General features: G+C 35.3%; 26 protein-coding genes and 1 pseudogene. 16 read left to right on the top strand and 11 right to left on the bottom strand.

Features of this window, described 5'->3' with window-relative positions; all coding sequences use genetic code 11:
- Positions 1–120: 120 nt before the first annotated feature.
- Together FG384_RS07225 and FG384_RS07220 are read left to right on the top strand one after the other, a co-directional pair.
- Entirely contained in the window at positions 121–1,563 is a 1,443-nt protein-coding gene (locus FG384_RS07225) for a sensor histidine kinase (protein ID WP_142641919.1), read from the top strand.
- A gap of 1 nt (position 1,564) precedes the next feature.
- Entirely contained in the window at positions 1,565–2,251 is a 687-nt protein-coding gene (locus FG384_RS07220; protein ID WP_142641918.1) for a response regulator transcription factor, read from the top strand.
- 298 nt (positions 2,252–2,549) lie between these two features.
- Here FG384_RS07220 and FG384_RS07215 read toward each other — a convergent pair whose 3' ends face one another.
- A complete protein-coding gene (locus FG384_RS07215; protein ID WP_166462402.1) occupies positions 2,550–3,200 on the bottom strand; it encodes a TetR/AcrR family transcriptional regulator in 651 nt (216 codons plus the stop codon).
- A gap of 138 nt (positions 3,201–3,338) precedes the next feature.
- Between FG384_RS07215 and FG384_RS07210 the strand changes: the two genes are divergently transcribed.
- The 6 genes and pseudogenes from FG384_RS07210 to FG384_RS07190 all read left to right on the top strand — a co-directional run bounded on the left by FG384_RS07210 (position 3,339) and on the right by FG384_RS07190 (position 8,163).
- Positions 3,339–4,139, top strand: a complete 801-nt coding sequence (locus FG384_RS07210; RefSeq protein WP_338101320.1) for an SDR family NAD(P)-dependent oxidoreductase — start codon at positions 3,339–3,341, stop codon at positions 4,137–4,139.
- Positions 4,140–4,196: 57 nt separating this feature from the next.
- The gene (locus FG384_RS07205) at positions 4,197–4,952 is read left to right on the top strand and encodes an SDR family NAD(P)-dependent oxidoreductase (protein ID WP_142641916.1); all 756 of its coding nucleotides are present in this window, start codon (positions 4,197–4,199) and stop codon (positions 4,950–4,952) included.
- A 471-nt stretch (positions 4,953–5,423) separates the two neighbouring features.
- Positions 5,424–5,651: pseudogene (locus FG384_RS20000) on the top strand ((4Fe-4S)-binding protein); the annotation flags it as partial.
- A 24-nt stretch (positions 5,652–5,675) separates the two neighbouring features.
- Positions 5,676–5,951, top strand: a complete 276-nt coding sequence (locus FG384_RS19995) for a GNAT family N-acetyltransferase (protein ID WP_205961759.1) — start codon at positions 5,676–5,678, stop codon at positions 5,949–5,951.
- A 321-nt stretch (positions 5,952–6,272) separates the two neighbouring features.
- Complete coding sequence (locus tag FG384_RS07195) at positions 6,273–6,842, top strand: NADPH-dependent FMN reductase (protein ID WP_142641915.1); 570 nt, start codon at positions 6,273–6,275, stop codon at positions 6,840–6,842.
- 229 nt (positions 6,843–7,071) lie between these two features.
- On the top strand, positions 7,072–8,163 hold the full coding sequence (locus FG384_RS07190; protein WP_142641967.1) for a low temperature requirement protein A: 1,092 nt from the start codon (positions 7,072–7,074) through the stop codon (positions 8,161–8,163).
- 193 nt (positions 8,164–8,356) lie between these two features.
- Here FG384_RS07190 and FG384_RS19770 read toward each other — a convergent pair whose 3' ends face one another.
- On the bottom strand, positions 8,357–8,503 hold the full coding sequence (locus tag FG384_RS19770; RefSeq protein WP_166462401.1) for a hypothetical protein: 147 nt from the start codon (positions 8,501–8,503) through the stop codon (positions 8,357–8,359).
- Between the two features lie 199 nt (positions 8,504–8,702).
- Here FG384_RS19770 and FG384_RS07185 point away from each other — a divergent pair, with 199 nt between their 5' ends.
- The 4 genes from FG384_RS07185 (at position 8,703) to FG384_RS07170 (ending at position 11,687) form a co-directional block, all read left to right on the top strand.
- Positions 8,703–9,332, top strand: coding sequence for a TetR/AcrR family transcriptional regulator (locus tag FG384_RS07185; RefSeq protein ID WP_166462400.1), 630 nt, complete (start codon positions 8,703–8,705; stop codon positions 9,330–9,332).
- A 111-nt stretch (positions 9,333–9,443) separates the two neighbouring features.
- Positions 9,444–10,178, top strand: a complete 735-nt coding sequence (locus tag FG384_RS07180) for a glucose 1-dehydrogenase (RefSeq protein ID WP_142641913.1) — start codon at positions 9,444–9,446, stop codon at positions 10,176–10,178.
- A gap of 215 nt (positions 10,179–10,393) precedes the next feature.
- The gene (locus FG384_RS07175) at positions 10,394–11,257 is read left to right on the top strand and encodes a helix-turn-helix domain-containing protein (protein WP_142641912.1); all 864 of its coding nucleotides are present in this window, start codon (positions 10,394–10,396) and stop codon (positions 11,255–11,257) included.
- A 52-nt stretch (positions 11,258–11,309) separates the two neighbouring features.
- Positions 11,310–11,687, top strand: coding sequence for a VOC family protein (locus tag FG384_RS07170; protein ID WP_142641911.1), 378 nt, complete (start codon positions 11,310–11,312; stop codon positions 11,685–11,687).
- 352 nt (positions 11,688–12,039) lie between these two features.
- On the opposite strand, the gene FG384_RS19765 is transcribed toward FG384_RS07170, so the two are convergent.
- The 8 genes from FG384_RS19765 to FG384_RS07135 form a co-directional block, all read right to left on the bottom strand.
- Positions 12,040–12,192: a hypothetical protein gene (locus FG384_RS19765; RefSeq protein WP_166462399.1), complete on the bottom strand. Its 153-nt coding sequence runs from the start codon at positions 12,190–12,192 to the stop codon at positions 12,040–12,042.
- Positions 12,193–12,230: 38 nt separating this feature from the next.
- Positions 12,231–14,009 (bottom strand): aminopeptidase P family protein, encoded by a 1,779-nt coding sequence (locus tag FG384_RS07165; RefSeq protein WP_142641910.1) that lies wholly within the window; start codon positions 14,007–14,009, stop codon positions 12,231–12,233.
- Positions 13,993–15,114, bottom strand: coding sequence for an ethanolamine utilization protein EutH (eutH, locus tag FG384_RS07160; RefSeq protein ID WP_142641909.1), 1,122 nt, complete (start codon positions 15,112–15,114; stop codon positions 13,993–13,995). The genes FG384_RS07165 and eutH overlap by 17 nt, the downstream gene beginning before the upstream one ends.
- A 40-nt stretch (positions 15,115–15,154) precedes the next feature.
- Entirely contained in the window at positions 15,155–15,736 is a 582-nt protein-coding gene (locus FG384_RS07155; protein ID WP_142641908.1) for a helix-turn-helix domain-containing protein, read from the bottom strand.
- Between the two features lie 615 nt (positions 15,737–16,351).
- Positions 16,352–16,798 (bottom strand): ATP-binding protein, encoded by a 447-nt coding sequence (locus FG384_RS07150; protein WP_142641907.1) that lies wholly within the window; start codon positions 16,796–16,798, stop codon positions 16,352–16,354.
- Positions 16,799–17,246: 448 nt separating this feature from the next.
- Positions 17,247–17,954: a DNA alkylation repair protein gene (locus FG384_RS07145; protein ID WP_142641906.1), complete on the bottom strand. Its 708-nt coding sequence runs from the start codon at positions 17,952–17,954 to the stop codon at positions 17,247–17,249.
- Between the two features lie 203 nt (positions 17,955–18,157).
- Positions 18,158–18,916 (bottom strand): ABC transporter ATP-binding protein, encoded by a 759-nt coding sequence (locus FG384_RS07140; protein WP_142641905.1) that lies wholly within the window; start codon positions 18,914–18,916, stop codon positions 18,158–18,160.
- Between the two features lie 4 nt (positions 18,917–18,920).
- Positions 18,921–21,227, bottom strand: coding sequence for an ABC transporter permease (locus FG384_RS07135; protein ID WP_142641904.1), 2,307 nt, complete (start codon positions 21,225–21,227; stop codon positions 18,921–18,923).
- A 630-nt stretch (positions 21,228–21,857) separates the two neighbouring features.
- Between FG384_RS07135 and FG384_RS07130 the strand changes: the two genes are divergently transcribed.
- The 4 genes from FG384_RS07130 to FG384_RS07115 are packed head-to-tail and all read left to right on the top strand — an operon-like array spanning position 21,858 to position 24,019.
- Positions 21,858–22,163, top strand: coding sequence for a YfzA family protein (locus tag FG384_RS07130; RefSeq protein WP_142641903.1), 306 nt, complete (start codon positions 21,858–21,860; stop codon positions 22,161–22,163).
- A gap of 15 nt (positions 22,164–22,178) precedes the next feature.
- Positions 22,179–22,550, top strand: coding sequence for a GntR family transcriptional regulator (locus tag FG384_RS07125; RefSeq protein WP_142641902.1), 372 nt, complete (start codon positions 22,179–22,181; stop codon positions 22,548–22,550).
- 4 nt (positions 22,551–22,554) lie between these two features.
- On the top strand, positions 22,555–23,421 hold the full coding sequence (locus FG384_RS07120) for an ABC transporter ATP-binding protein (RefSeq protein WP_142641901.1): 867 nt from the start codon (positions 22,555–22,557) through the stop codon (positions 23,419–23,421).
- Entirely contained in the window at positions 23,414–24,019 is a 606-nt protein-coding gene (locus FG384_RS07115) for an ABC-2 transporter permease (RefSeq protein WP_142641900.1), read from the top strand. The genes FG384_RS07120 and FG384_RS07115 overlap by 8 nt, the downstream gene beginning before the upstream one ends.
- Positions 24,020–25,260: 1,241 nt before the next feature.
- Here FG384_RS07115 and FG384_RS07110 read toward each other — a convergent pair.
- Positions 25,261–26,511 carry an MFS transporter gene (locus FG384_RS07110; RefSeq protein WP_240793364.1) on the bottom strand — a complete coding sequence of 417 codons (1,251 nt, stop codon included), beginning with the start codon at positions 26,509–26,511 and terminating at the stop codon, positions 25,261–25,263.
- Between the last annotated feature and the right edge of the window lie 2 nt (positions 26,512–26,513).

Below are 26,513 nucleotides of genomic sequence, written 5' to 3'. Positions count from 1 at the left end.
TAGGGATTTTTCATACATATTTTAGAAAGTTTTTAGGTTTGTGTGTTATGGTTCATTTAGTTTCTTTGCAAACTAGATATACAACATAATTTCTACAGAGCAAATATAGGGGTGATGAACATGTCGATTAAAATGCGATTTCTATTGTCTTACGTTGGAGTAATAATTATTTCAATCATTTTATTGTTAGCAGCTGGTTTTTTGATTATTTTCTCTATAACAGGCGATATAAAATCTATCGAGCATTTTTATAAAAAATCTTATGTTCAAAAACCATTGACTACGTTAGAAGAAAGTACGTTTCTTGATTTAAAGCTAATGGCTAAAAATAATCCAACACTGCTTTTATATGAAGAGCAACTAAAAAATGTGGAACAGGAGGGCATAGAAATTGTCGTTAGAAAGGATAACGAAGTCCACTATGCTTCACCTTCCCTTAATAAGCAAGCATTGTTAAAATCTCTTCCTGGATTTGAAGAAACAAATATAAATATGCGAGATACGATTAAAATTGAAGATTCTTTTTTCACATATGTGAAATTTGACTTTTATTTCCCAGATAAGAGTAAAGGAAGTATTTTTGTATTAAGAAAAGCAAGCTCCTATGCAGAGTTGGCTCGAGCATTATTTCCAATTTTGTTTGGTTTATTGTTATTTCTCTTTATGATGATCATTGGACTTTTAAACTATTTTGTTTCACGAAGTATTATCAATCCCATTTCCATTCTTGAAGATGGTGCCAAGCGAATAAAATCAGGGGATCTAGACTTTGAAATTAAAGCCACTTCAAATGATGAAATTGGACAGTTAAATAGATCGTTTGAAGAAATGAGACTAAAACTAAAAGAATCCGTAAATCTTCAGCTTCAATATGAGGAAAACCGAAAAGAACTTCTGTCCAATATTTCACATGATTTGAAAACACCCATTACCTCAATCATCGGATATGTTGAGGGTATAAAAGATGGTGTAGCGAACACTCCACAGAAAATGGATAAATATTTATCCATTATTCATTTAAAAGCAAAAGATATGGATTCATTAATAGATGAATTATTCTTATTCTCCAAATTAGATTTAAAAAAAGAACCGTTCTCTTTTGAACTAATCGAACTGACTGAATACATGCAGCACTACGTAGAAGAGCTTCATCTAGAATTAATTCAAGAAGGGATTCAGATTGAACTTGAACTCACGCATCAACCCGTGTATGTAACGGCCGATAGAGAGAAATTAAAAAGAGTAATGGCCAACCTAATCAACAATTGTGTGAAGTATTTAAACAAAGATCAGAAGCGTATTTCTATTTCTTTATACGAGGGAAATCATGAAGTAACTGTAAAAGTAACAGATAACGGGCAAGGAATAGAATCTTCTGCTTTACCTCATATTTTTAATCGTTTTTACCGGGCTGAACAATCGAGAAACTCTCGAACAGGCGGAAGTGGCTTAGGACTTGCAATTGCTAAACAAATTATTGAAGAGCATGGGGGAGATATTTGGGCAACAAGTGAAATAGGAGAAGGTACAAATATGTTCTTTTCCTTAAAGAAAGGGAGATAATATGAAAAATATTTTACTTATCGAAGATGAAGTTAGCATTGCAGAATTACAAAGAGATTATTTAGAAATCAATGATTTTACTGTAGATATTCAGCATACTGGGGATGCAGGTCTCCAACAGGCTCTTCAAGGTAATTACGATTTAATTATTCTAGATATTATGCTTCCAGGGTTAAATGGATTTGAAATATGCAAACAAATACGGGCTGTCAAAAATATCCCAATACTGCTTGTTTCCGCAAAAAAGGAAGATATCGATAAAATTCGAGGACTTGGTTTAGGGGCAGATGATTATATTACAAAGCCTTTTAGCCCAGGTGAACTAGTCGCAAGAGTAAAAGCACATTTAGCTCGTTATGAACGCTTAGCAGGAAATCAAACCAAATCAAACACAATCTATATTCACGGAATTTCTATTGATAAGTCATCACGCAAAGTTCACGTAAATGGAGAGGAATTTCCGTTTACTACAAAAGAATTTGATTTGCTAGTTTTTCTTGTTATGCACCCAAACCAAGTGTTGAGCAAAGAACAACTGTATGAAAACATTTGGGGCTTTGATTCAGCTGCAGACGTTTCTACTGTGACCGTTCATATAGGAAAGTTACGCGGAAAAATTGAAAGAGATCCTGCTCATCCGAAATTATTAGAGACTGTTTGGGGAGCCGGATATCGCTTTAATGTGTAATTTGTAAGTTATCTCTACCCGTTACAAGGTAATTGGGTTAGACTTTGCCAGATAGGTTGTCCAATATTCCATTAATAAGAAAATCATTGAAATGGCTCCCTTCCCGCAGGCGTTTCTTCAGTCTCCTCTCTTCGCTTGCGGGGTCTTCAACTAATCGCTAACTTTTATATTGTCGACAAAAGGTATGGAGAGATCTTCATCCTAAAAGAACAGCGGATGGTTCACCTGTTTTAGTGGAGGATTGTAAGTCAATCGGAACATGAGGAAAAGGTTTAAATAGGAAGCATATTGACTCTTACTATCTTGCTCTAATATAATCCATAAAAATTTTCTTTATTATGGCTAATTGAGCACCTGGCGCTAAATCATCATTTAAAAAGGGAATCCTTTCAAATAACGAAAGCTTTCTTGAGAATAACCCGAAAGCATTTATAACAGCGAAAGCATCTTTGATCGATTTATCCGATTGTATGGAACCGTCTTGCATACCTTCTTCCACTATAATTGATGTTGTATCCGCTATTTTTTTTCGAACTTCAATGTAATCCTGATAATTACCAAGCTCCTCAAGTGAGGTTGAAGCATAACTTTCAAACGCTTCTAGCAACTGGCTGCATTCGAGGTTTTCTGGTTCAACATGAGAGATGAAATGATTAAATAGTTTTTCAATCTTTTCAAGACCTGTGCCATTAATAGAAGCAATCGATTGAAAGATAGATAAGTATCTTTCCAATATATTTACAGCCACAGCTACAATCAAATTATCCTTTTTAGGGAAGTAACGGAAAACTGTTGCAATTCCTATATTTTCTTCATCCGCTATATCCTGCATCGTAGTTTTTTCAAAACCTTTTCTACTAAAAACCCTTTCCGCAGCCCCAATAATACTTTTCATTCGTTTATTTTTTCCTTCTTTTCTTTCTTGCTCCCATCTACTTTGAGGATTCACATATACAACTCCCATTCAATCGTAATTACTGTAATGATGCTACCAAATTACCCCTGAACCGTCAATTTGGGCAGCTATAAAGTTATTTTATTGTCATTTATTAAAACTAAAATTATACTGTCACTATGATAATGATAGTTGTACTATCATTACTATAAAAAATACATGGTTGGGAGAGATTTCGATGGCACGATTAGCAAACAAAGTAGCAATAATAACAGGGGAGCTAGTGGACAGGGTGCAGAAGAAGCGAAATTATTTGCTAGTGAAGGAGCAAAAGTAGTAGCAACTGATGTACAGTTTGAATTACTAGAGGATGTTGTGAAAGAGATTAAGGCAAACGGTGGTGACGCTATCGCTATAAAACATAATGTAACATCAGCAGATGACTGGAAAATGGTTGTCGAAACGGCTGTGAAGGAATTTGAAAAAGTTGATATTCTTGTAAATAATGCAGGAATCACTGGTTTAATTACTCAAACGATTGAAGATTTAGATGAGCCCACTTGGGATAAAATCCTTGATATAAATACAAAGGGTCCATACTTAGGTATCAAAGCGGTCCTTCCTGAGATGAAAAAAGTAGGTGGCGGTAGTATTGTTAATATTTCTTCACTTTCAGGTATTAATGGGGTAGGTAATGCCGCTTATAACAGTTCAAAAGGTGGGCTTAGACTTTTAACTAAAAATGTGGCCCTCGATTACGGGAAATATAATATTCGAGTCAACTCGGTGCATCCTGGTACAATCGAGACGCCAATGATTGAGATGTTTACTAGCAATAAAGAAGTAAGAGAAATGACACTAGCTGGCATCCCTTTAAATGTACTTGGTCAATCTTTAGACATCGCATATGGAGTTCTATATTTAGCTTCTGACGAATCCAAATTTGTTACTGGAATTGAATTAATCATCGACGGAGGCTCTATTTTACATTAATTATTTTTTAGTTTAGTTCTAAACTATATTTATATTTAACTTAGGAGGATATTTAGAATGGGTAAATTACAAGATAAAGTAGTTATTATCACTGGTGGTGCTGGTGGTATTGGCAGTGGGATGGCAAAAGCGATGGTAAAAGAAGGAGCAATTGTAACTATCGTAGACGTAAACGAAGAAACTGGTAAAGAAATAGAAAAAGAATTGCAAGCCTTTTCTCCACAATCAATGTTCCTTCAAGCTGATTTAATGGATCGAGAAAATCTTGGTCAAATTGTTAAAACAGTTGTCGATAAGTACGGCAGATTAGATGTATTAGTAAATAATGCCCATGCTGCGAAACAAATAACAATAGAAGAAACAACACAAGCAGATTTAGATCTATCATTTGGTACTGGATTTTATCCGACATTTTATTTAATGCAAGCTGCATTACCATACTTGAAGGAATCCAAAGGAAATATCATTAACTTCGCATCTAGTGCGGGTATGGAGGGACATGAAACACAAGCAGCTTATGCTGCTGCAAAAGAAGCTATTCGTGGGTTATCACGTGTAGCAGCAAACGAATGGGGCAGATTCGGTATTAATGTAAACATAATCAGTCCACTCGCTAACTCTCCAGGTGTACAAGCGTGGGCTAAAGCACAGCCTGAATATTACGAAAGCGTTAAAAGCAAAATTCCAATGGGCCGTTTTGGTGATGTAGAAAATGATATCGGCCGTGTTGCCGTATTCTTAGCTTCTAAGGATTCTCAATATATTACTGGTCAAACAATTATGGTTGACGGCGGCTCACTAATGCTTCACTAATATTGTAGAAAACCTTTTTGATAAGAAGGATTTTTAACACAAAGATATGCTGTAATCAAAAAGCGAGGGGAATTAGATACATCCAATTCCCTTTTCTATTTTTTTGTGATGTTAATGTCTTAATCAGGAACACTACAATCAGGAAAATAGTACAAAAAACAAAAAAATAAAAGCTTACAAAAAGATAATTTGGTTATAAATACTTAGTAGAAATTCGTGGACAAGTATTAGCAAACATGGAATATTAAAATTGAAGAAAAACATAACTCGACATGCATTTAAACAAAAACGGTGGAGTTTATAGTGAAATTATTAGAGAGAGCGGAGCGGGGCGTTTGCACTTCCGTGATTTTATTTGATGTATAGTAACAGAGGACCAGACTTTAAAGGTGATTCAGTCACTTCACTTACCATCAAACTAGAATCTCACTGTATTGAAATTGAAGCAATGCTAGAACCTTTAGAACAGGAGTGATTTTTGTGACAGAAAAAGAATTACTAGAGAGTGGATATCGTAAATACCCTGGAGAAACCATTGATGTATTTTATGACATTAAAAAATGCGTCCATGCAGGAGAATGTGTACGTGGGAATGGCGATGTATTTAAAGTAAATCGTAAGCCCTGGATTATTGCCGATAACGCATCAACAGAAGAAGTTGCACTGGTGGTGGATTCATGTCCATCAGGTGCACTAAAATATATTCGAAAAGAGGAAATGGATATGGAATTTTTAATAGACTCAAATCGTTTTTATTTAGAAGATGCAAATGGCGAGCTAACAGCAGAAATCACTTTTACACGTCCGAATGATGATTTTTTTATTATCGATCATACTGGAGTAAACGACTCACTACGCGGACAAGGTGTTGCACAAGCGTTAGTAAAAGCAGTTGTTGATAAAGCACGTGCTGAAAATATGAAAATTATTCCACTATGTCCATTTGCGAAATTAGAATTCGAGAAAAAAGAAGAATACGCAGACATATGGAGACGCTAAGGGGAGCAGAAGAATAGATTATAAACATTCGAATTTATAAATAGGTCAACTTTAAAAAATGGATATTTAATAGCACCAATGACAACTTGATCAGACAATACTGATCGTATAGTTTCAGATGATGAACTTGCTTATTACGCACGTATTGGTACGGACTTTCACTGAATACTTGCTTCCAAAACAGGCAGAATAACATCGACAATAATTTCTGCACATACCACTGCGTATCGTATACATGTATCAAAAATATAAAGCGAAACTACATGATGATTCCAATCCAAAAAGGTTCCTAGCAACAGAACAAGCAAGGAGGAAATTTGTATGACTAAAATCATTGGTCTTATTTGTGGTAGTTTAAGAAGAGATTCTTATAATCGAATCATCGCTCAATCATTAGTAGAAATGGATAATTCGGTAGAATTCCGTTGGATTGAGATAAAAGATCTTCCTTTATTTAATGAAGATTTAGAAATGGAAGGAAATCCAGAAACGGTAACAACATTTAAATCGTCTATTCAAGAAGTAGACGGTATTATTATCGTAAGTCCGGAGTATAATTCTGGGATTCCTGGTGTGTTGAAAAATGCGTTGGATTGGGCATCAAGACCTGCGAAGTCCTCTGTGTTAAATAGAAAACCAGTTGGTCTTATCGGAGCAACTCCCGGAGGATTAGGTACTGCTTTTTCTCAAATGCAAACCAGACAAATTTTAGAAGCTATGCAAGCACATGTACTACCGTTTCAAAAAGTACTAATTTCGCAAGTACATGAAAAGATTGATTCCAATCAGAATGTACTTATTGACGAGAAAACAAAACGTTATCTTCAGCGCTATTTACAACAATTTATTGATTGGATCGATCACCTTCCTATTTTAGAAAATAAAAGTTGACCAAAGAGGTGTCCCAAAAGGTCGTTGAATAACGACCTTTTCACCCACTTTTAAAGTAGTTGCTTTATATTCATTTATGTTATTAAATTCCTAAAAAACATAGAGTCTCTTCCGTAAAAATAACTAAATCAATTAATTCATCTACTAAATACCACATTATTATTTAACTGTTAATGTTAATATACCAATTTTGTAGCTAAGAAGTGTAGGGAGTGAAGCTTCGTTGAATATAGCAGAGAAGAAAGTGACATGGTTAGAGTTATTTTACGATTTAATATATGTTGCAGCTGTTGCGACAACTACACATGTCCTGCTTCAGGTAGAGGCTAAACACATTCCAATCGAGTATTTATTTAAATATGTGTTAATGTTCATTCCAGTTTGGTGGTCTTGGGTAGGACAAACGTTGTTTATTAATCGTTTCGGACAAGACATATTAAATCAACGTATTTATATGATTGTTCAAATGGTGTTCGTCCTAATCATGACTTCTAGCTTATCATCTAATTTTGATCTATATTATTATGCATTTCTAATCGGATATATTGGCTTGAGATCTTTAACAGCCATACAATATCTAGTCGTCCAAAAGAAGGAAACAGGAGATAGAAAATTAGTAGCTCACTATTTGGGAACCCGATTCTGGATTGGAATACTTATTTCTGCAAGTTCCATCTTTTTCGATTCTTGGTTTCGATATATTTTGTTATACCTCGGTATTTTCGTGGATATCTTAGTGCCTATATTTGGGCGTAAATATTTAATTAAGATGCCGACCAACTTGGCTCATTTGTTAGAGCGCTTTGCGTCATTGACACTCATTCTTTTTGGAGAATTGATCGTCAGCACCCTTTCGGTATTACAACCGCATCGAGGGGACTGGAATTCGATATTATTCTCTGTCACTTCCTTCATTCTAATTCTGTCCATGTGGTGGCAGTATTTTGATAATGTTGAAAAAAAGGTAAATAAATCAATAGGAACCGTTGGACATGCCATTATCTATGGTCATCTCTTTATTCTCATGTCGCTAAGCATGATTGCTGCTTCCATTAAACTGATATTCCTCAATGATATCAGTTATTTCTTTGGCTTAACCTATATTTATGGTTCAGCATTCCTTTATTTCATTGCAACGACACTTACTTTTCATCAATACAGATATGAACAACACAAATATAAAAAGTATCATTTCTTCTTACTTACTGGTCTGTTAGCAATTCTAGTCGCGTTCAGTTTGATTGTGACTGTCCCTAACCTAGTTCTTGTAGGTGAACTTGCCCTATTCTTCATGATCTATGCCAAAGTAACAACGATGTAAAGCTAATCTTTTCTCTACCGGGATACATATAAGTTACACAAAGAATATTAAGCGAGACGAGAGGCGGTTCATTCCAAATGATTCGATTAAGGATGAATCTTCCTCGTTCCAATAAAAAGCATGCACTTAAGTATCAAGAGTTACTGCTGTAATGACATTAATAAATAACCATTTTACACATTTAAGTTTACCGTTATTTATGATACGGTTCTCCATAACACTCCTTGTCTTCATCCTCATACGATAAAGCAGCATCTAAATTTTCTACATACCATTTTATTGATTTTTTAACGTTCAACACTTGAATATAAGTTGTACCGACTCGAATTAATTTCCCCATTCATTTTGTTCTCCTTCACGAAAATTTAATTCTATATTAAATTCTACTTTTCACTTCAATTTCCTTTAAGCATTAATCAATGTTAATTTTTTTGCTACTCTTAATGCTGATAGATAAAGATTTCAAGAGTTTGGAGTACAAGTTGATACCTTGTAAACATGTTACAATTAATGCAAGAAGAATAGTTGGAGTGACGAAAATGAGTAAACGAGAACAACAAAGACAACAACGCCGTCAAAACATTATCGGGATTGCAAAGGATTTATTTTTGGAAAAAGGCGTGCAAAATATACAAATGCAAGATGTCGCGACTGCTGCTGGCATTGGGATTGCAACGCTATTCCGCTATTTCCCTAAAAAAGAGTATTTAATGATTGCAGCGACGAATGCGATTACAGAAGAAATGGCCAAGGAAGTTGGGAAGATTGTCGAGCAGGAGATTACAGCATATGAAAAAATCGAGAAAATTTTAGAATATTATATGGGCATAGCGAAGGATCCACAACTGCGTTTAGCGAAATATTTCGAGTCCTTTGATTTATATGAAAAAATAGCTGAAGAATCACCTGAGCAATATGCTGAATATTTATCTGCACGAAACAAATTAGCCAATTTTTTATTTACAGTAGCGGAGCAGGGCAAGAAGGACACCTCTTTAAGGTCTGATGTTGATTTGGATTTATTTATTATGACAATGGTGCAAAATTTTAGCATATTCACTTATAAATCAAGCCTAACAAAGCATGATACCAATCTTTCTACGTTACTTTCTGCAGACAAGCAGCTGTTATTGATGAAGGATGTATTTTTACGGTATATTCAGCCATAACAAGTAACAAGCTTATGAATTGACATTCCAACGAGAAAGTTGTTTACTAGTAAGTACAAAAGATGATAGTCGACTATCACTTTATACAAACTATCTTAGGGGGTCATTCACATGAGTCGTTTATCAGGTAAAGTTGCAATTATTACAGGTGCAGCACAGGGTATGGGTGCAGCACATGCAAAATTATTCGTTGGTCACGGTGCAAAAGTTGTTTTAACAGATTTAAATGAGGAAAAAGGAAATGCATTAGCAACTGAATTAGGTGAAAATGCCCTTTTCGTTAAACAAAACGTAGCATCTGAAGAAGATTGGGCAACAGTTATTGCGAAAGCGGAAGATGCTTTCGGTCCAGTTAACGTATTAGTAAACAACGCCGGTATTACAATGAACAAAAATATTCTTGATATTACAGTAGAAGAATATCGTCGTATTGTAGACATTAACCAAGTGTCAGCATTCTTAGGTATGAAAACTGTAGCAGCTTCAATGATGAAAGCTGGTGGCGGTTCAATAGTCAACATTTCTTCAATGAACGGCTTAGTTGCTGGTGCTGTGGGTTATACTGATACAAAATTCGCAGTTCGTGGTATGACGAAAGCAGCGGCGATTAACTTAGCGCCAATGGGCATTCGTGTAAACTCTGTACACCCAGGCGTAATCGCTACACCAATGGTTGTTCAAGAAGATACAAAAGCAGCTGTAGAAGAATTCTCTAAACATATTCCATTAAAACGTGTAGCACAACCAGAAGAAGTATCAAACATGGTACTATTCTTAGCTTCTGATGAGTCTAGCTACTCAACAGGTTCAGAATTCGTTATCGATGGCGGTTTAACTGCACAATAAGAGTAGTACATGAAATAATCCATATAAGATTTGTAGAGGTCGAATTTCTATTAACTTAGAAAATCGACCTTTGTTTTTTATTTAATTTAATACCGCACTTACTTATGTTACGGTTCATCCAAATTCATTGGTAATATATATGAACAACTTAAAATTCTATTATTATGTATAATATTACTATGGAAAAATAAGTTATCTACTATGGAGATTGTATTATGACAAAAAATGAATCTACCAATTTCGTGTTGCATGCAAAAAGTGAACAGTTTTACTGGGAAGGGATTGGTCAATTGTCTCTTAAAACATTCTTTAATGGTAAAGCCCATTATAAGACTAACAAAGGCTTTTTTGCTGTTGAAGAGAGTAGATACCTTCTCCTCAATGACGGTGAATACACTATATCAATTGATGAACCTAAAGTTGTAGAATCCTTTTGTCTTTTCTTTAAAGATGGGTTTGCAGAAGAAGTCTTTCATTCCTTAAAAGAAACAAATGATCGTCTTCTAAGCGATCCGTTTAAGGATACAAGTTCTATTGGTTTTTTTGAAAAAACCTATCATAAAAATAATACTCTATCTTCTCAACTGGAAAATTTTATGCAGATATTACCTAGTCTTGAGATTGATTCCGTTGGTTATGAGGAACAATTTCATAAGATAATGTATTCTATTTTGAATGAACACTTTAATACATATAAAGAAATTGAATCATTACATGCAATTCGTAATTCTACACGTGAAGAATTATATAGAAGGGTAAGTATTGCACATGATTATATTAGATCATATTTTAATCAACCTATAAAACTAGATGAAGTTGCTAGAGTTGCTTGTTTATCACCTAACCATTTATTAAGAACTTACAATCAAATATACGGTAGAACACCTCATCAGCATATTTCAGAATTTAGAATACAAAAAGCAAAGCAACTATTATCAAAAGCAGATAAAAATATGACTGATATAACCTTTATACTTGGATTTCAAAACCCTGTGTCCTTTAGTAAAATGTTTAAACAACATGTTGGTATATCTCCTATAGAATATCGAAAAAAGGTGATATTGGATAAGAAAAATTAGAGGAAATTATTTATGCTTATCTTGAATAGATATTTGAAAGGAGAAATGTATTATGGAAACAACAATGGTTCAAAGGGTTGGACAGATTGGTGTACCTGTTAAAGACTTGAATAGAGCATTAGATTTTTATAAAGAGAAATTAGGTCTCTCCCTTTTATTTAACACTGATAGTATGGCTTTCTTTGAATGTAATGGTTTGCGACTAATGTTATCACTACCAGAAAAAGATGAGTTCGCTCATTCAAGTTCAGTTATTTATTTTCAAGTAACTAATATTAAAGATACTTATGAGCGCTTAGTAGGTAAAGAAGTTATCTTTATTGATGAACCACATGTTGTAGCGAAAATGGGACAAACAGAAACATGGATGGTATTTTTTAAAGATACAGAAGATAATACTCATGCATTTATGAGTGAAGTACAAGTTTAAGAAACCAAAAGGAGACCGTCTAAATAACCAACGGTCTCCTTCAATTTAAATTAGCCTTTTTAATAAATCTTTATCCAGAGTTACTTCCACTCTCTGCTTTACCACTATTTGTGATACGGTTCACCGTAATGTATCTAAATGAGGTTTATATAGTATACAAATATTTTCTCATTCCAGAAACTATCGAAGTATTTTCTTGCTTCAGTAATTAAGGAAAATTCAATATTAATAAGCCTAATTTCTCAATTTAACGCTGAGTAATTAGGCTTATTTTTCATTGCTCCATTACAGCGCCAGATTATAGAATAACATTATGATACGCTTCTTCGTGGCACATCTATATGATTTTTTTCTATTTTCGAATCGCTGCTTTTTCTCTGAAATCAATGATTAGATCCAACTTAATAATAAAGTAAACACCTAGAATTCCATTTAATCCATATGTCTCTTTTGTAATTTCTACTTGTACTTTAAAGGAATCTGCATAAAGGCTAGTGAATTTCATTGATTTTATACTTTAAGGCGATATTCAGCAATGCCTATTTATATTTCCCTAGTTTCTTCCCTTAGCCATACTCTCTCTTCTTCATTTAAATAAGGAGCTAGCTTTGTGTATACCTCTTGATGATAACTGTTTAACCATTGCTTTTCACTCTCTGTTAACATGTCTTTATTGATACCGGCTAAATCAATAGGGCAATACGTGATTGCTTCAAACTTCATAAATTGACCAAACTCTGTTTTCTCATCTTCAACTACTAACATCATATTTTCAATTCTAATTCCATATTTACCTTCGAGGTATATTCCCGGTTCATTCGTAATAATCATGCCTTTTTCTAATACAACATTATTATTATCATTCCTTAAGCTTTGTGGTCCTTCATGAACATTCAAGAAAAAACCTACCCCATGTCCAGTTCCGCATTTATAGTCCAAACCATACTGCCAAATTGGTTGTCTTGCTAAAACATCTAAGTTAGAGCCTGTTGCTCCGTATAAATATTTTACTGAGCTTAATGCAATAAATCCTTTTAACACCAAAGTAAAATCTCTTTTTTGTTCATCGGTAAGTTTTCCTAAAACAATCGTTCTTGTAATATCTGTTGTTCCATCATAATACTGTCCGCCTGAATCAATTAAAAAAAGACCTTCATTCTTAAGAGTATATTGGGTTTCTTTATTGGCTTTATAATGCATCATCGCAGCATGTTCTTTATAGCCTGCTATCGTATCAAAGCTAGGTCCAACAAATCCTTCCTGCCCTCTTCTGAAATCCTCTAATCTTTCTTCTGCAGTAATCTCTGTAATTTCTTCTTTATCTACAGAGTTTTTTAGCCATTTTATTAATTTCACCATGGCTAAACCATCTTTTATTTCACACCATTTTAAATTTTTTATCTCAACTTCATTTTTAATAGCTTTTAAATTAGTAGTGATGTTAGGACTTTCAATTCTCTTTGTATTACTGTTAATGGCATTATATAATCTGATATTTGTTTTATTCGTATCTAAAATAACGGCATCTCCGCCTGAAAGATTTTCCAAGAATGTTTGTATTTCATGATTCGCTTTTAACTCGATTCCTTCATCCTCCAGTTCTAATTTAACCAAAGGGGGAACCTTGCAAGAATCAATAAATAAATAACATTTATGTTCTGCTACGATTACATTAGCTATTACAATTGGATTGTTAGGCACATCGTCCCCTCTTATATTCAAAAGCCATGCAATGTCATCAAGGGAAGTTAAAATATAATAATTTGCTCCTTTATTTTTCATTTCTTCTCTTACTTCATTTAATTTTTCTACTCGTGATTTGCCTGCATATTTTACGTCATGAGTAAAAATTGGCCCTTTAGGAATCTCCGGTCTATCTTCCCACAGATCACTTATTAAATCTTGATTCATTTTTAATACTATTCTCTTTGCTTTTAGATCTTTTTCCATCTTTTTAACCATATTTATTGAAAAAACATTTCCATCAAAGCCCACAGTGCTTCCTTCTTTAAGAACATCTGCTAGCCATTCTGTATAAAATGGTACCCCTGGATCCACCATTCTAAATAATCTGATTCCTGAGCTCTCAAGCTGCTTTTCAGCTTGAATATAGTATCTGCCATCTGTCCATAACCCAGCATCCTCTAATGTAATAACTACAGTACCTGCAGACCCTGTAAACCCTGATATCCATTGTCTACCTTTCCAATGTTCTGCTACATATTCACTCTGATGTGCATCAAAACTAGGAATTATATAAGCATCCATCTGATTTTCTTTCATTAGCTGCCTTAACTTTTCGACCCTAACTCTGATATTCATTACTAATACCTCCATTTTCCTTAAGACTAAATTCTTTACTTTCACGGTCATACAGCCATACGGCTAGTACTATACTAATTATTCCGGCTGTAAGCTTTGATATTATAAATGCGCCTAACATTTCTGGGGCTACTCCTGACACAAATCCGAGTTGACCACCAAATACAAATGCTCCACTTACTCCAAAGGCAGTACATACCACTTTTCCTTTAGGATTCATTTCCTTATATGTTCCAAATATCAACAGATTACTAGCTAAACTTCCTAGAATACCTGCTACTGATACTGAATTAATTCCAAACTTCTCCCCTATTTTTTCAAAACTATTTTTAAAAATTCGATTAATAAGTGCTAGCATAGGATATGCTCCACCTAAAACAAATGCGATCTTGACTACTATAACAGTAGATTCAGATAGTGGTGCTAATCCTGAGACAAGCCTTACACCAAATATCACATCTATACCTTGTAAAAGTAATCCAACAATACTCAAACTCATTATAAACTTTCCAAATACATTAAAAACTTTTATAAAAACATGAGGAGCTTTTAATAACCCTACCCCTAAAATAATGGCAAAAACAAATATAGGTACCAGATTCCATACTAATATATTGATATTTATTTTTTGCCATAAGCCTGCTGCAAGACATCCTATTGGTATAGTAATAATTCCAACCAACACACCCTTAGAAAAATATTTTTCATCCTCTTTAGAAAGCATCCCTAACGCGACAGGTATTGAAAAACTAATTGTCGCTCCTAAAGTAGATGCAATGATAATTCCTGAGAATGCCCCCATTTCCTCTGTCAATGCTAGCTTATTAGCCATTTGATAGCCCCCCATATCTACAGCTAAAAATGCTGCAGGAACTATAGAAGGATCTAGATGAAAAACTCTACAGATTGGAATAATCACAGCAGATAAAAAATTTGTAAATATAGGGACTAAAGAAATTATTCCTATCATGCCAAACCCTAAAGCCCCCATGGTCTTTATGCCTTCCTCAAATTTCCCACCCAGTTTCAAATGATTTCCGGTAATATAATCAATAGCTCCGATTACAAAAAAAGAACCGATTAGATATAATATTAATTTATCCATTGTTATTATCACTTTCTATTAACTTTATATAATGTCTTTACTAATCAGCATCTGTAGTATAAAACCCTCTATTGTAGATATAATTAGGCGTATTAACAGCTATAAGCTTGACCTTTTTATTAGTATAATTAGCCCAATTGTGGGCAATATTTGAGTCCATATGAACACTGTCACCAGGATATACTTCATGCCTCTTATCATTTATGTAAATTGTTAATATACCCTCTAAAACATAAATGAACTCTTCTCCCTCATGCTTATAGGATAATATTTCTTCATCTTTCTTTTGAGGAAGAATTTCTATAAGCCTTGGAACAAGTTGTTTATTTTCCAAATTTGTACTCAAACTATACTTAATAAAACCTCCTTCTACTGAATCCATTATTTCTTGTTCATAACTTCTTAAAACCATATCTTTCCTTTTAAGTGGATAATCAAAAAAATGTGTTAAATGTACTTCCAATATATCAGCTAGTTTTTCAAGTGAATCAACTGCTATGGTAGTAAGCCCTCTTTCTAATTGGGAGAGAAATCCAACAGATAGTTCGCTTTTTTCACTTAACTCTTTCAAAGTAATTCCTTTTTCAGTCCTCAATTTCTTTATTTCCATTCCTATATTCATCACTTCACCCCAAATTTCATTTTTATGAATAATATAATACATACCAGATCAATACACAATATATTATGAAATAATTTCATGAATATGAAATTCATTTATTTGACATTATCATATATTCTCTCAATAAAAGTACGTATAATTACACAATCTTGCACAAAAAAAGACGCTTGATCTATTAGATCTATGCGCCTAGATTGTTAAATAATGAAAAAGAGTTATCTTATTGTGTCTTACTCAACTAAAGTACCAATAGCTCGAAGGAAAGTAGAGAAACAGTCTGCCTACAGTTTGACCAACCGACCTCTGTCTTCTGATTAGGTTATGATTTTTTAGGTACAGATCTATATTCAAATGAGGAAAAATTTTCGAGCTTTGAGCAAGTTTTAAAATTTCTCCCTGATTTTGTTATATTAGAAATAGTTGCATTTGGATGATTCCTTTTAAAAAGAACCACCTAAACCGTTGTCACAACAACGTTCTAAGTGGTTCTTTTTTTAACCTCGCTTACTTTTGATACGGTTCTCCGTAATGGTACTAAGTGAGAGTATTCATGCTGTAACTTATGTTTAATAAATAGAAGGGCCCCTTTACCCAATCATAAAATCAGACTATCCCCTACGAATTGTTTCTGTACGGCAGACACTCTTTTCCTTGCCTAATGGTTGCTGAACCATTTGTTGTTGTATAAGGCGGTGTTTCCGGCAAAACGTTCATAACCAAGAGCCGGATTGAATGATCTTTATAAAATATTTCATCAAATGAAGGGGTTATGTGTGGATCCGTATTTTCAAATATCCTTTTTTGTAATTCTTCTATGTCTACATCAAATGGAATCCCTATTAAAACATTGTCTATTCCCTGCATTTTGTCGGCCACGCCGAAAACAACGCTACCACCGCCGCCATTTGCCATACAAACAGCGTATTTAATCATTTTATTGATGTTTTCCTCCACAGCACTAAAATTCCATTGTTTAAAGTCTAGGTCCTGTGCCTCAAAATCATCTGCAATATGATGATCCAATTGCTGAATGATCTCCATGATTTCGCTTTTATTCTTCATAAGAATATCCTCCTTTCCAGCAAAATCGATCTATATACCTTGCAAATACGTTAACCAATGCTGATACAAAAAAGGCAGTCCCTTATTACAAATACACTTGTAGGAACTACCTCTTATTATATTTATATGTTTGTTTCGTCATGGCTGTTTATAAAGCTTTTTGAAATTGCACACTGGCTCCATACTTGCATAAAGCCCCCGTGTTAGAACCTCATTTACTTACGATACGGTTCATCACTAGTAATCCCGAACTACACCCCTGACAATAGAAAAATCATTCTTCAACTAACCTTCTCCTTTAGTTGAATAAAAAAAGAGCTGTATAAACAGCTCAATAATCATTAAGTAATTAACTGTTACTGAAGAAATTTTTGGTCTATCATTCTTGAGTTTCTTCATCACTTTTGTATTCTAAAATATCTCCAGGGTTCGCGATGCGAGGCTAATTTTAACATCTTACATGCTTGCGTTTAAAACCAATTCTTCCTTTATCGACTTCTTTTTGAATATTTTCGTTAGCATTTAGGAAACTGCTTTTTTTCTGGTCCCGTTTAACTTCGACTATTCCTATTACCTTTGCAGTCTCGACTGCCTTTTCATGGAGCGGCAGATAGGAAGTCCCCACCGTGTATACAAAATTATTCATAGCGGATTTGGCTCGTTCTGGCGAATCATGAATCGTATTTTTCACCATATCAAGCATATCGGAAATCTTACTTTCTGAAAATTCAACGTCTTTCCGATTCCCTAAAAGCCAACAGTAGCAACTCCAGCCCGCTGACATTCTCAGCTCTTCACCGCTTGCGATCCATTTATCAGCAACTTCTTGTGCAATATCTGACTCTGATAACGTTACGGCCACTACATAATCGGACAGCATATAAAAATACGCCGCGTCCATCCAACGATCATAATCCGACTCAGTCATGGCTTTTGGATCTGCAATAATGCCTGCAAAGTACATCGCATCGTAGTTCCCTGTTGCATACAGCTCTTCAGCTAAAGGCTGATTTATTTTTATTTTTTTCACGATTGGTTTCATAGCACCTGTTGCTACACCAAAAAGCGGCTCATGTGCACCATTGGACATGTACATTTTTTTCGATCGTTCCTTGCCAAGGTCTTCAAGCTCCTGCATAACCATTTCTAAATTCATCGTTTAGCACTTCCTTCTTTTTGAAGTATTTCCCCTAATATTTTGCCCATTATATACATATACAACACCATTATCCTATAACAAACTACCATTTGTCAGCAAAACTACCGTCTAAATGCAAGAGTGTTATGCAGGAATCCACTTAATACAATTCTATATTTCTTTTTCAGTATTCTCTTTAAATCTATCGGTAATACAACAAATCATATTCCTACTTCCCTCATTTTAACTGTAACTTCATCGACTCTAACTTCAATATCCTTCCCGTCAAACTTCGGAAGCTTCAACTCGCTCACGATTTTTCCGTCACGCATAAACATAATACGATCTGTCCTCGCCGCAACCTTTGCGTCATGAGTTACAAGCATAAGCGCAGTTCCGTCCGCGTTGATTTCGGAAAATATGTCCATAATCTCCTCCGAAGATTTAGAGTTGAGCGCGCCAGTAGGTTCATCACCGAAGATGATTTTCGGGTTGTTCATAAGCGCTCGGCATATTCCCGCACGCTGAAGCTGACCTCCCGAAACCTGTGTAATATCGCGCTTTTCAAGATCTCCAATGCCTACCCTTTCCATTAGCATTCTTGCCTTCTCAGATATTTTTGGTGCGTTTTTTCTGTTGTCGCGCATTGACGGAAGAATAATGTTATCGAGGATATTTAGATTTTTCAGCATAGTAGGCTGCTGAAATATAAATCCCATTTTTGTTCTGCGTATTTCTGAAAGCTCTTTCTCCCCGACCTCCGTTAGATCCATTCCATCAAAAACGACCTTTCCGCCGTTGACGCTGTCCATTCCACTCAAAGCAAACATTAGTGTAGATTTTCCCGATCCCGAAGGCCCCATAACTGCAACGAATTCACCCTCAGTTATTTCAACGGACACTCCGTCGAGAACATTACGTTGTTCATCCTCCACGCCAAAAGATTTTACAATGTTATCACCAATAATAATCTTTTTCATATGCCTACTCCTTTATATTGTCGGAAATTTTTATTTGTCCAGCACCTGATGTGCCCAACATTGTAGCGATAAGCACTGCAACTATCATCATCAGCGGACTAAGCAGATACGCTGAAAGAGGATTGACTGTAAAATTAAAAGTTGACGCTCCAAACGAAGCGATAAGCACGCCAGCAAGGACCTCTCCGAGAGTGTTCGCGAGAAACGTACCCAGAATAATTCCGACAATCAGAACGAAAACCGAACGAGAAACATACTGTGTCTTAATATCCGAGTTTGTAAAACTGAGCGCTTTCATGACGGCAATGGAATATCTGTCCTTTGCAATAAGCATTTTCATGAACAACAGTGTAACCAGTACCGTAATAACCAGTGCAACGGCAATTGCGCCGTAGGAAGCCATTTCAACGGAACTTATTGTCGAGCCGAGGGTCTGAGAAACAAATTCATCAATGTCGGAAGTCTTTGCAAAATCGAATTTGTCCGAATATCCTAAAACTTTGCTGTCGACAAGAGATTTATCCGAAAGTTCAACACAGACGATGGTCCACATGACGCTCGCCGAATTGTCGGTGAATACAGCCTTTGCGGTTTTGCCGCCGTTGGTGACATCCGAATATATTCCGCTTACCGTGAGATCTTTCTTCTTTCCTTCAATCACCAGCGTTATGATCTCGCCGACCTTTTTGCCCAGGTCATCGGCGTTTATAGACGAAAGAGAGATTTCGTTTTCTGCAGCAGGAGCTCTCCCCTCAGAATACTCTATAGGAAATGCCGAATGGTCACCAAGTTCAACTTTTATATTTTCCTCTGACCCGTTACTCGTTTTTACTTTGAAAGTCTTAGTTGTCATAACAGCATATTTCGAAACGGCACTGTCGCTGTCTATTGTCTTCACAATTTCATCGCTTTCGTCAGTTATATTGGTCTGTATGCGCAAATCGTAGTTTCCGATTCCCATATATTGAATGAAGCTTTTTTCAGAAATCGTGTTGTAAAGGTTCTGCGGAACAATAATTATAAATGCTGAAATCACTAGTACCAAAAGCATTGTGGCGTAAAGTCTTTTTCTTGCGAAGACATCCTTGATTCCGAGAAAAATATTCGTACTAAACAGTCTGTTTTTAATTAAGGAAAAACGCTTAGCACCAGCCTTGTTTTCCTGAGAAGTACCAAAGCGTATAGCTTCCGCAGCGGAGATTTTCCGAAAACGTTTCAGCACTCCATATACATAAGCAACAATTGCAAGAAATACAACTAGTATTCCAATGATTCCTAAAACTATTGCAAAAGAAGAATTTTCGCTTTCGCCCATAAAAAGTCGTATATTTTCAATAAGAATGCCTTGAAACATAAGCGAAAGAATAAAACCAAGAATACTACCTGCCGCTGCAATAGCTGCATATTTCGCAAGATAAATCTTCTTTATATCGGAAAGATGAAGCCCTATTGCTTTCATAACACCAATTTCACGGTAGTCATCTTCAATTTTTGCAAGGAGCGTAAAACGTATGCTCATAAATGCGATGGCAACGACAAGTGCGCTTACAAGAAGGATAACCGCAATCATCATCCCGTCTGAAATGGCGTTCATCGTTTTGAAAAGCGTATATGTAACTGTTGGTCCGTTCGCTTCAAGTCCTGCGGAAGCATAAGCTGTTTCAAATTCACCTATCGCCGAGAAATCCTTTAATCTAAACTCAATCAGATACTCGATACTTCCAAGGTCTTTAATTTCCGCGAAATCATTGATGCTTACAAGAAATCGCTTTGACGCGGAGAGCGAAGAATTCATAGTTGAATCACGGAGAAATCCCGCAACGGTAAATTCCTTCCCGCTTATTACCGCCTTGTCACCTACCTTTGTGGTGTTGTCCCTCATATAACTTATTGGAACATAAATTTCACCGTCGGATACGTTGATGATGTTACCGTTAAGATCAAGAAGATAATCGAATTTTTCGTTTTGTATGCTGAAGCCGTTATCCTGAACTCTATTCGCAAGCGAATTATCGCCCAATATAATCTGCGCACTGTCAATGTTAAGAAATTCAACCACCTGATAATCATCGACATTGCTATTTTGCTCCGCAAATGATGCAAGCCTAGCAGTATCAATTTCACCCGAATGCATCTGCATAAAATGCGGAGTTTTAGCATGTTTCATAAGTGTATCTAACGAGCCCGAAAGATTGACGACGAGTATCGCCGCGAGCGAAACAAGCATAGCCGCAGCAGCGACAAATATCATTGTTGTCAACGTTATCGCTTTGCTCTTCAAAATGTCATTGCATATTATTCTGTTATACATAAGTCACCTCCATATAAGTTCTTCTTTCACAATTTAAATCTAACAGATAATTTAAAATTTTTTGTACATCTCAAGACCGAGATTTGATGCATCTTAAGGTTGAAATTAGTTCCCAATAATTGTCCTGTTCAACAAAAAAGAGCATTAATCCTCATCGGATCAATGCTCCTATTAGTTGAAGAATATTATTCATAATTATATTAATCCCTCAATTCTTCCTTTGAAAAGGAAGAATTTCGACTTATAAGAAGTAATTAAACTTTTTTATAAAAATCACATACTTAAACAAAAGAAGCAGCTTCTTTTTGATCAATCTTTTTTCAAAATAGAGTTGCTTCTTTTGTTGTTAAATAAGAATTTAGGTGGCTTTGTATTCAAACTTTATTTTAATTCTACAGGTATATATAAAATTTTCTTTCGTTTCAAATAAAAATGGTTGCACGATGTCTCACTTGTGTATATAATGTGAATATAGTATATATACATTATATAAAAGTGTAGGTTATTATATGTAAATCGGTCTTCAATGACAATTAATAAAAGTGTAACAACCACTACACTTATACTCTTTAGAGGGTTTGAATTTAGTAAATACTCAAAACGATGAAGCATTAGAGGAGAGGTGTTCAAATGACAGAAACAGTAAAAACTCATAATATTAATCTAGCAAAACGCTGGATGATCACTATTGGTATATTTTTAATTGTTCAATTGATCTTTATCGCCGTTGATGGCACTTTCCTGGAGCCAAACATAAACGATAGTGGTAACTTATTTGCCAGGATAGCAAGATGGATTTTGGACTTGAAGCTCTTTACTGAATGGATTACCCCTTATTCCTTTCCATTTTTTAATATGTTCATGACAATTCACGTTATCGCTATACTGATTCAAGCAGTACATGACATTATTTCAAGTATGTTTTCAAAAAAATAAAGAAGAGGGATTAGCATGCAAATAATTATTTCCAACAGTTCAAAGGAGCCGATTTATGAACAAATTACGAATCAAGTTAAATCGTTAATTTTAGCAGGTGAACTACAGGAGGGGACAGCATTACCTTCCATGCGTAATCTCGCAAAGGATTTACAAATTAGTGTAATTACCACGAAACGTGCCTATGAGGAATTGGAGAAGGCGGGCTTTATCTATTCCATTGTCGGAAAAGGTTCTTTTGTCGCAGAGCAAAATTTAGAGGTCATGAGAGAGAAAAAGCTGAAGGTCATTGAGGAGCAGTTGAGTGCAGTCATAACGAATAGCAGAGAAATTGGGCTATCACTTGATGAACTACAGCAATTAATGAAGATTTTATATGAGGAGTGAAAAAATGGAAAATGTGATTGAATTAAAAAATGTCACGAAAAAATTTAAAGATTTTTCCGTTAAAAATATTGATTTACAAGTGCAGCAAGGCTTTGTAACAGGGTTCATTGGAGCAAATGGTGCTGGTAAGTCAACAACGATAAAAATGATGATGAATCTATTAAAGCCAGATTCCGGGGAAATTAAGCTTTTCGGGTTGGATTACAAGAATCATGAGAAGGCGATTAAGGAGCGCATTGGGTTTGTATACGATGGCAATGTATTTTTTGAAGGGATGAACTTAAAAGATATAAAACGCATTGTAGCACCAGCTTACAAACACTGGGATGATACACTATTTTATCAATATGTTGAACAATTCGAATTACCGCTTAATAAAGCGATGAAAACTTTCTCAAAAGGGATGCAAATGAAAGCATCATTGGCGATAGCATTATCACATCATGCAGAGCTGATCATTATGGATGAGCCAACAGCAGGCTTAGACCCTATTTTTAGACGAGAGCTGTTGGCTCTTTTACAGGAATTAATGATTGAAGGTAACCGTACCATTTTCTTCTCTACGCATATTACAACAGATTTAGATCGTATCGCAGATTATATATCTTTTATGCAGAGTGGGGAATTAGTATTTAATCAGTCCATTCACGACGTAGCTGAAAACTATGCGCTCGTTAAAGGAGGATTGGATCTTCTGGATAGAGACACTGAAAAGGCATTTGTTCATGTTCATCGTGCATCGACAGGATTTGAAGCATTAACGGATAATATTAAAGCAGTGCAAAATACTTTCGGAGACTCAGTTGTCATTGAACGAGCCTCTCTGGACGATATCATGTATTACTTTAAAGGGGGCATACACCATGTTTAATTTAATCAGACGTGATGTCATACTACAGAAAAGGCAGTTATTAATCTTTATTCCTTTTATCTTATTCTTTATCATTATGGGCGCACCTCCAGCTTTGATTTTTCTGGTTGCCAGTATTTTTATTCCCTTTAACACTTATGCTTACGATGAAAAAGTAGAGACGAATATATTATTAAATTCCTTACCTTACACACGTATGGAAATTATCGCATCACGCTATCTTGGTGCTATCGTATATATGATTTTATCTATTGGGGTGACAAGTTTAGCATTATTTGCTTTCAATAAACCTTTTACGATTACTGATATTGCGATTGGCAGTGGCTTATTTTTATTATTTGCTGCGTTTACTTTCCCATTATTTCATATATTTAAACCAGGCTATATTACAACAGTTGTTCTCATTAGCTTTATCCTTTTAACATGGATAGCACCGCCTATTGCATCGTTTATAGCTGAACACTTCACAACAATAACTGATTTTATTGTCAATTTATCCATCCCGGCTTTATATACGGGAGCGACACTTGTTATCATTGTAGGCTATGTTATTTCTTGGGGGATTACCACTGTTATTTACCAACGAAAAGCGTTCTAAGCGGGTTCTTAGATTCGCTAATACTTCACTTAGAATGAATCGGTTTTGATCAATCTTTTTTCAAAACGGATTCTTTTAATTTTACTTTAAAATATGGGCTTGCGAGGCATTTTCAATCAAACTTTATTATAAAGCTACAGAATGACCTAATGTTATTCTGTCATTTGATAAAACAATTCTATCCTATAAGGCTCAGTCCGATTTATTGGATCGAGCCTTTTTTGTTCATTAATGGAAACAAGATCATAAAGTAAATCAAAAGGAGAATTGTTTAAAAAATAGTAAATTATGATATCGTGAGGGCAAGTGGTTTTCTGGGGTATATTAATAACTGGTTATTAAACTAGTCGAGTAGAAGAGAACCTCTCTACCTTGCGGTAGATTGTGTTACTCCCCCCTCACAGAACCGTGCTTGCGCTATTTACGCACACGGCTCCTCCAAGTCACCATTCACAAAATGTAGCCTAATCTCTTTCTTTTGGATTTTTTACTAATTCTGCTATCCTTACTAGTTTAGTTTACATTTATTATCTCTACCTCAGTGTGTAGTAAATGTACCCCTAGTAAGGGTAATAACTTGGTAGCAGCCTTTCCTCCATCGGCATTACCCAACTTCATTGGTACTACGCTGCTATCCGACTCCCTACAACGGCATTTGGTTACCTTGCTTATTATCGCTTGTACACCATACTCTTCTATAATAAGAAAAGACCGGTAGGGCCTCCCGAGTTGCCGTATCATATCAATGTGTGACGTGCCAAGGTCTCTGACTCCAGAGAGGTTTTATCCTTCTTGCCTTTAACGATGGATAAAATGTAGCTTTCTGCCGTGCTTAAAGCATCAGCCCTCTCGTTTTACTAACATTATGGAGCTCAATCCCTTCAACCAGTTGGCTTTCGGCCCGCCACCTAACTGTCTACGCTTAAAGGCTAACGTTACCAGTAGCCCTCCAAGACTCGCTACGAGTGAATGGCTAGTTCTTTCTCGGCGGGAATCCCACCCGCTATATGATACGACCTAAGCTCGGCCGCACAAGCACTCCGTTAGTTGAATAAGAAAAAGCTACACCCTCGATAGTTGAACAAAGGGTTATTCTCTTTTTGTAGCCAGTTTAACTGATAAATTCTTTTCTTTATAGATCCCATTATTATCAAATATTAATAACTTCTCTTTGAATATTTCCCGAACCAATTAACTGTCTTCTATTTGTTAATTGGTCCTTTACTTATGTCTTCAAAAAATCAATTAACTTCTTTTATTACTTTTGAATTCAGTGTAAATATTACTGAAATGACCACGATTAAGATTCCACATAAAAGCATTATGTTTGAGATTGTTAGGTTCAAGACAAGAGCCAATGACACAAAAGCGTAGGAGAGAGGAACAAGTCCATTAGACGAGGCATTAATAAGGCTCATCACTCTTCCCATTTTTTCTTCATCACTTTGCTCTTGAATAGTTGAGATGAGTGAAACATTAATAATGGATGAAAGTACACCCATCATTGAAAGCAAGACAATGCCTTGCCAAAGAAATCCGATTTGACCAAGTAGGGACAGGAGAATTCCGAGGAAAGTTATCATTATTAGGATGATCAATCCCCTTTTCTTTCTTAAGTTAAGTATCCCGACAATTATTGCCCCAACGAGCATCCCTCCTTGGTAAGAACTCTGTAAGAAGCTTAAATCTAAAGCCACTCCATGAATCACTTTATCCACTATGAGAGGTATGCCCATAAGTAGAGGACCAAAAAAGAAAAAGTTTATAATCACTAGAATAAAGAGCATATTTTTTAGAAAGGGCATCTTCCAAACATAGGTTAATCCTTCTCTTAATTTCTCTTTTGTCGAACCCTTTTTTTGTGGAATTGTATTTACATCTTCTTTTATTAAAAACGAGAAAAAGAAAGTCATAGTCAAGAAGATAGCGATGATTGAAAACAAAAGGCTAAAAGATCCAACAGTAAGCACCCATCCACCAATCATTGGTCCAGAAAACATAGCAATTTGATTTGAACTCTGTATAAATGAATTTGATCGTGTAAGTACATCCTTTGAAACTAGGGATGGAAGTAGTGATGTGTTAGCTGGAGAAAAGAATGCATCTAGAACACCAAACAATAATGCGAAGCAAATTAGCGGCCATAATTCGAGAATACTCAATTGAAGAAAAAAGATCATAACCACAATCAATATACATCTTACTAGGCTTGAAACAAGCATGATTTGAGACCTTTTATAACGGTCAGCCCACACTCCGCCAATAGTCATAAAGATTACACGTGGAATCATAGTCACCATCATTACAATCCCCAGAGCACTTTCTTTATTTAGAACTGTGATGATATACCATTGCTCAGCAAACAAGTAAGTAGATAACGCTAAAAAAGATGTTGTACTCGATAGCCATAAAAAAACAAATGCCCGATTTTTTAACAAACTTGAAGAAACAACGTCATTCTTCGTTTCTATTAACGCTTGGTTTCTACTCAATA

This window comes from Psychrobacillus vulpis (assembly GCF_006861825.1).
Lineage (GTDB): Bacteria > Bacillota > Bacilli > Bacillales_A > Planococcaceae > Psychrobacillus > Psychrobacillus vulpis.
This window is presented reverse-complemented; position numbering and strand designations above follow the sequence as displayed.

Bases quoted from the DNA above. Each gene is read 5' to 3' on its own strand.
- FG384_RS07130 (WP_142641903.1), top strand. From the start codon at position 21,858: ATGACAGAAACAGTAAAAACTCATAATATTAATCTAGCAAAACGCTGG.
- FG384_RS07115 (WP_142641900.1), top strand. From the start codon at position 23,414: ATGTTTAATTTAATCAGACGTGATGTCATACTACAGAAAAGGCAGTTA.
- eutH (WP_142641909.1), bottom strand. From the start codon at position 15,114: ATGGATAAATTAATATTATATCTAATCGGTTCTTTTTTTGTAATCGGA.
- FG384_RS19770 (WP_166462401.1), bottom strand. From the start codon at position 8,503: ATGGGGAAATTAATTCGAGTCGGTACAACTTATATTCAAGTGTTGAAC.
- FG384_RS07165 (WP_142641910.1), bottom strand. From the start codon at position 14,009: ATGAATATCAGAGTTAGGGTCGAAAAGTTAAGGCAGCTAATGAAAGAA.
- FG384_RS07175 (WP_142641912.1), top strand. From the start codon at position 10,394: ATGACAAAAAATGAATCTACCAATTTCGTGTTGCATGCAAAAAGTGAA.
- FG384_RS07205 (WP_142641916.1), top strand. From the start codon at position 4,197: ATGGGTAAATTACAAGATAAAGTAGTTATTATCACTGGTGGTGCTGGT.
- FG384_RS07180 (WP_142641913.1), top strand. From the start codon at position 9,444: ATGAGTCGTTTATCAGGTAAAGTTGCAATTATTACAGGTGCAGCACAG.
- FG384_RS07135 (WP_142641904.1), bottom strand. From the start codon at position 21,227: ATGTATAACAGAATAATATGCAATGACATTTTGAAGAGCAAAGCGATA.
- FG384_RS07185 (WP_166462400.1), top strand. From the start codon at position 8,703: ATGAGTAAACGAGAACAACAAAGACAACAACGCCGTCAAAACATTATC.
- FG384_RS07170 (WP_142641911.1), top strand. From the start codon at position 11,310: ATGGAAACAACAATGGTTCAAAGGGTTGGACAGATTGGTGTACCTGTT.
- FG384_RS07140 (WP_142641905.1), bottom strand. From the start codon at position 18,916: ATGAAAAAGATTATTATTGGTGATAACATTGTAAAATCTTTTGGCGTG.
- FG384_RS07195 (WP_142641915.1), top strand. From the start codon at position 6,273: ATGACTAAAATCATTGGTCTTATTTGTGGTAGTTTAAGAAGAGATTCT.
- FG384_RS07220 (WP_142641918.1), top strand. From the start codon at position 1,565: ATGAAAAATATTTTACTTATCGAAGATGAAGTTAGCATTGCAGAATTA.
- FG384_RS19995 (WP_205961759.1), top strand. From the start codon at position 5,676: ATGGAATTTTTAATAGACTCAAATCGTTTTTATTTAGAAGATGCAAAT.
- FG384_RS07120 (WP_142641901.1), top strand. From the start codon at position 22,555: ATGGAAAATGTGATTGAATTAAAAAATGTCACGAAAAAATTTAAAGAT.
- FG384_RS07125 (WP_142641902.1), top strand. From the start codon at position 22,179: ATGCAAATAATTATTTCCAACAGTTCAAAGGAGCCGATTTATGAACAA.
- FG384_RS07155 (WP_142641908.1), bottom strand. From the start codon at position 15,736: ATGAATATAGGAATGGAAATAAAGAAATTGAGGACTGAAAAAGGAATT.
- FG384_RS07150 (WP_142641907.1), bottom strand. From the start codon at position 16,798: ATGAAGAATAAAAGCGAAATCATGGAGATCATTCAGCAATTGGATCAT.
- FG384_RS07225 (WP_142641919.1), top strand. From the start codon at position 121: ATGTCGATTAAAATGCGATTTCTATTGTCTTACGTTGGAGTAATAATT.
- FG384_RS07145 (WP_142641906.1), bottom strand. From the start codon at position 17,954: ATGAATTTAGAAATGGTTATGCAGGAGCTTGAAGACCTTGGCAAGGAA.
- FG384_RS19765 (WP_166462399.1), bottom strand. From the start codon at position 12,192: ATGAAATTCACTAGCCTTTATGCAGATTCCTTTAAAGTACAAGTAGAA.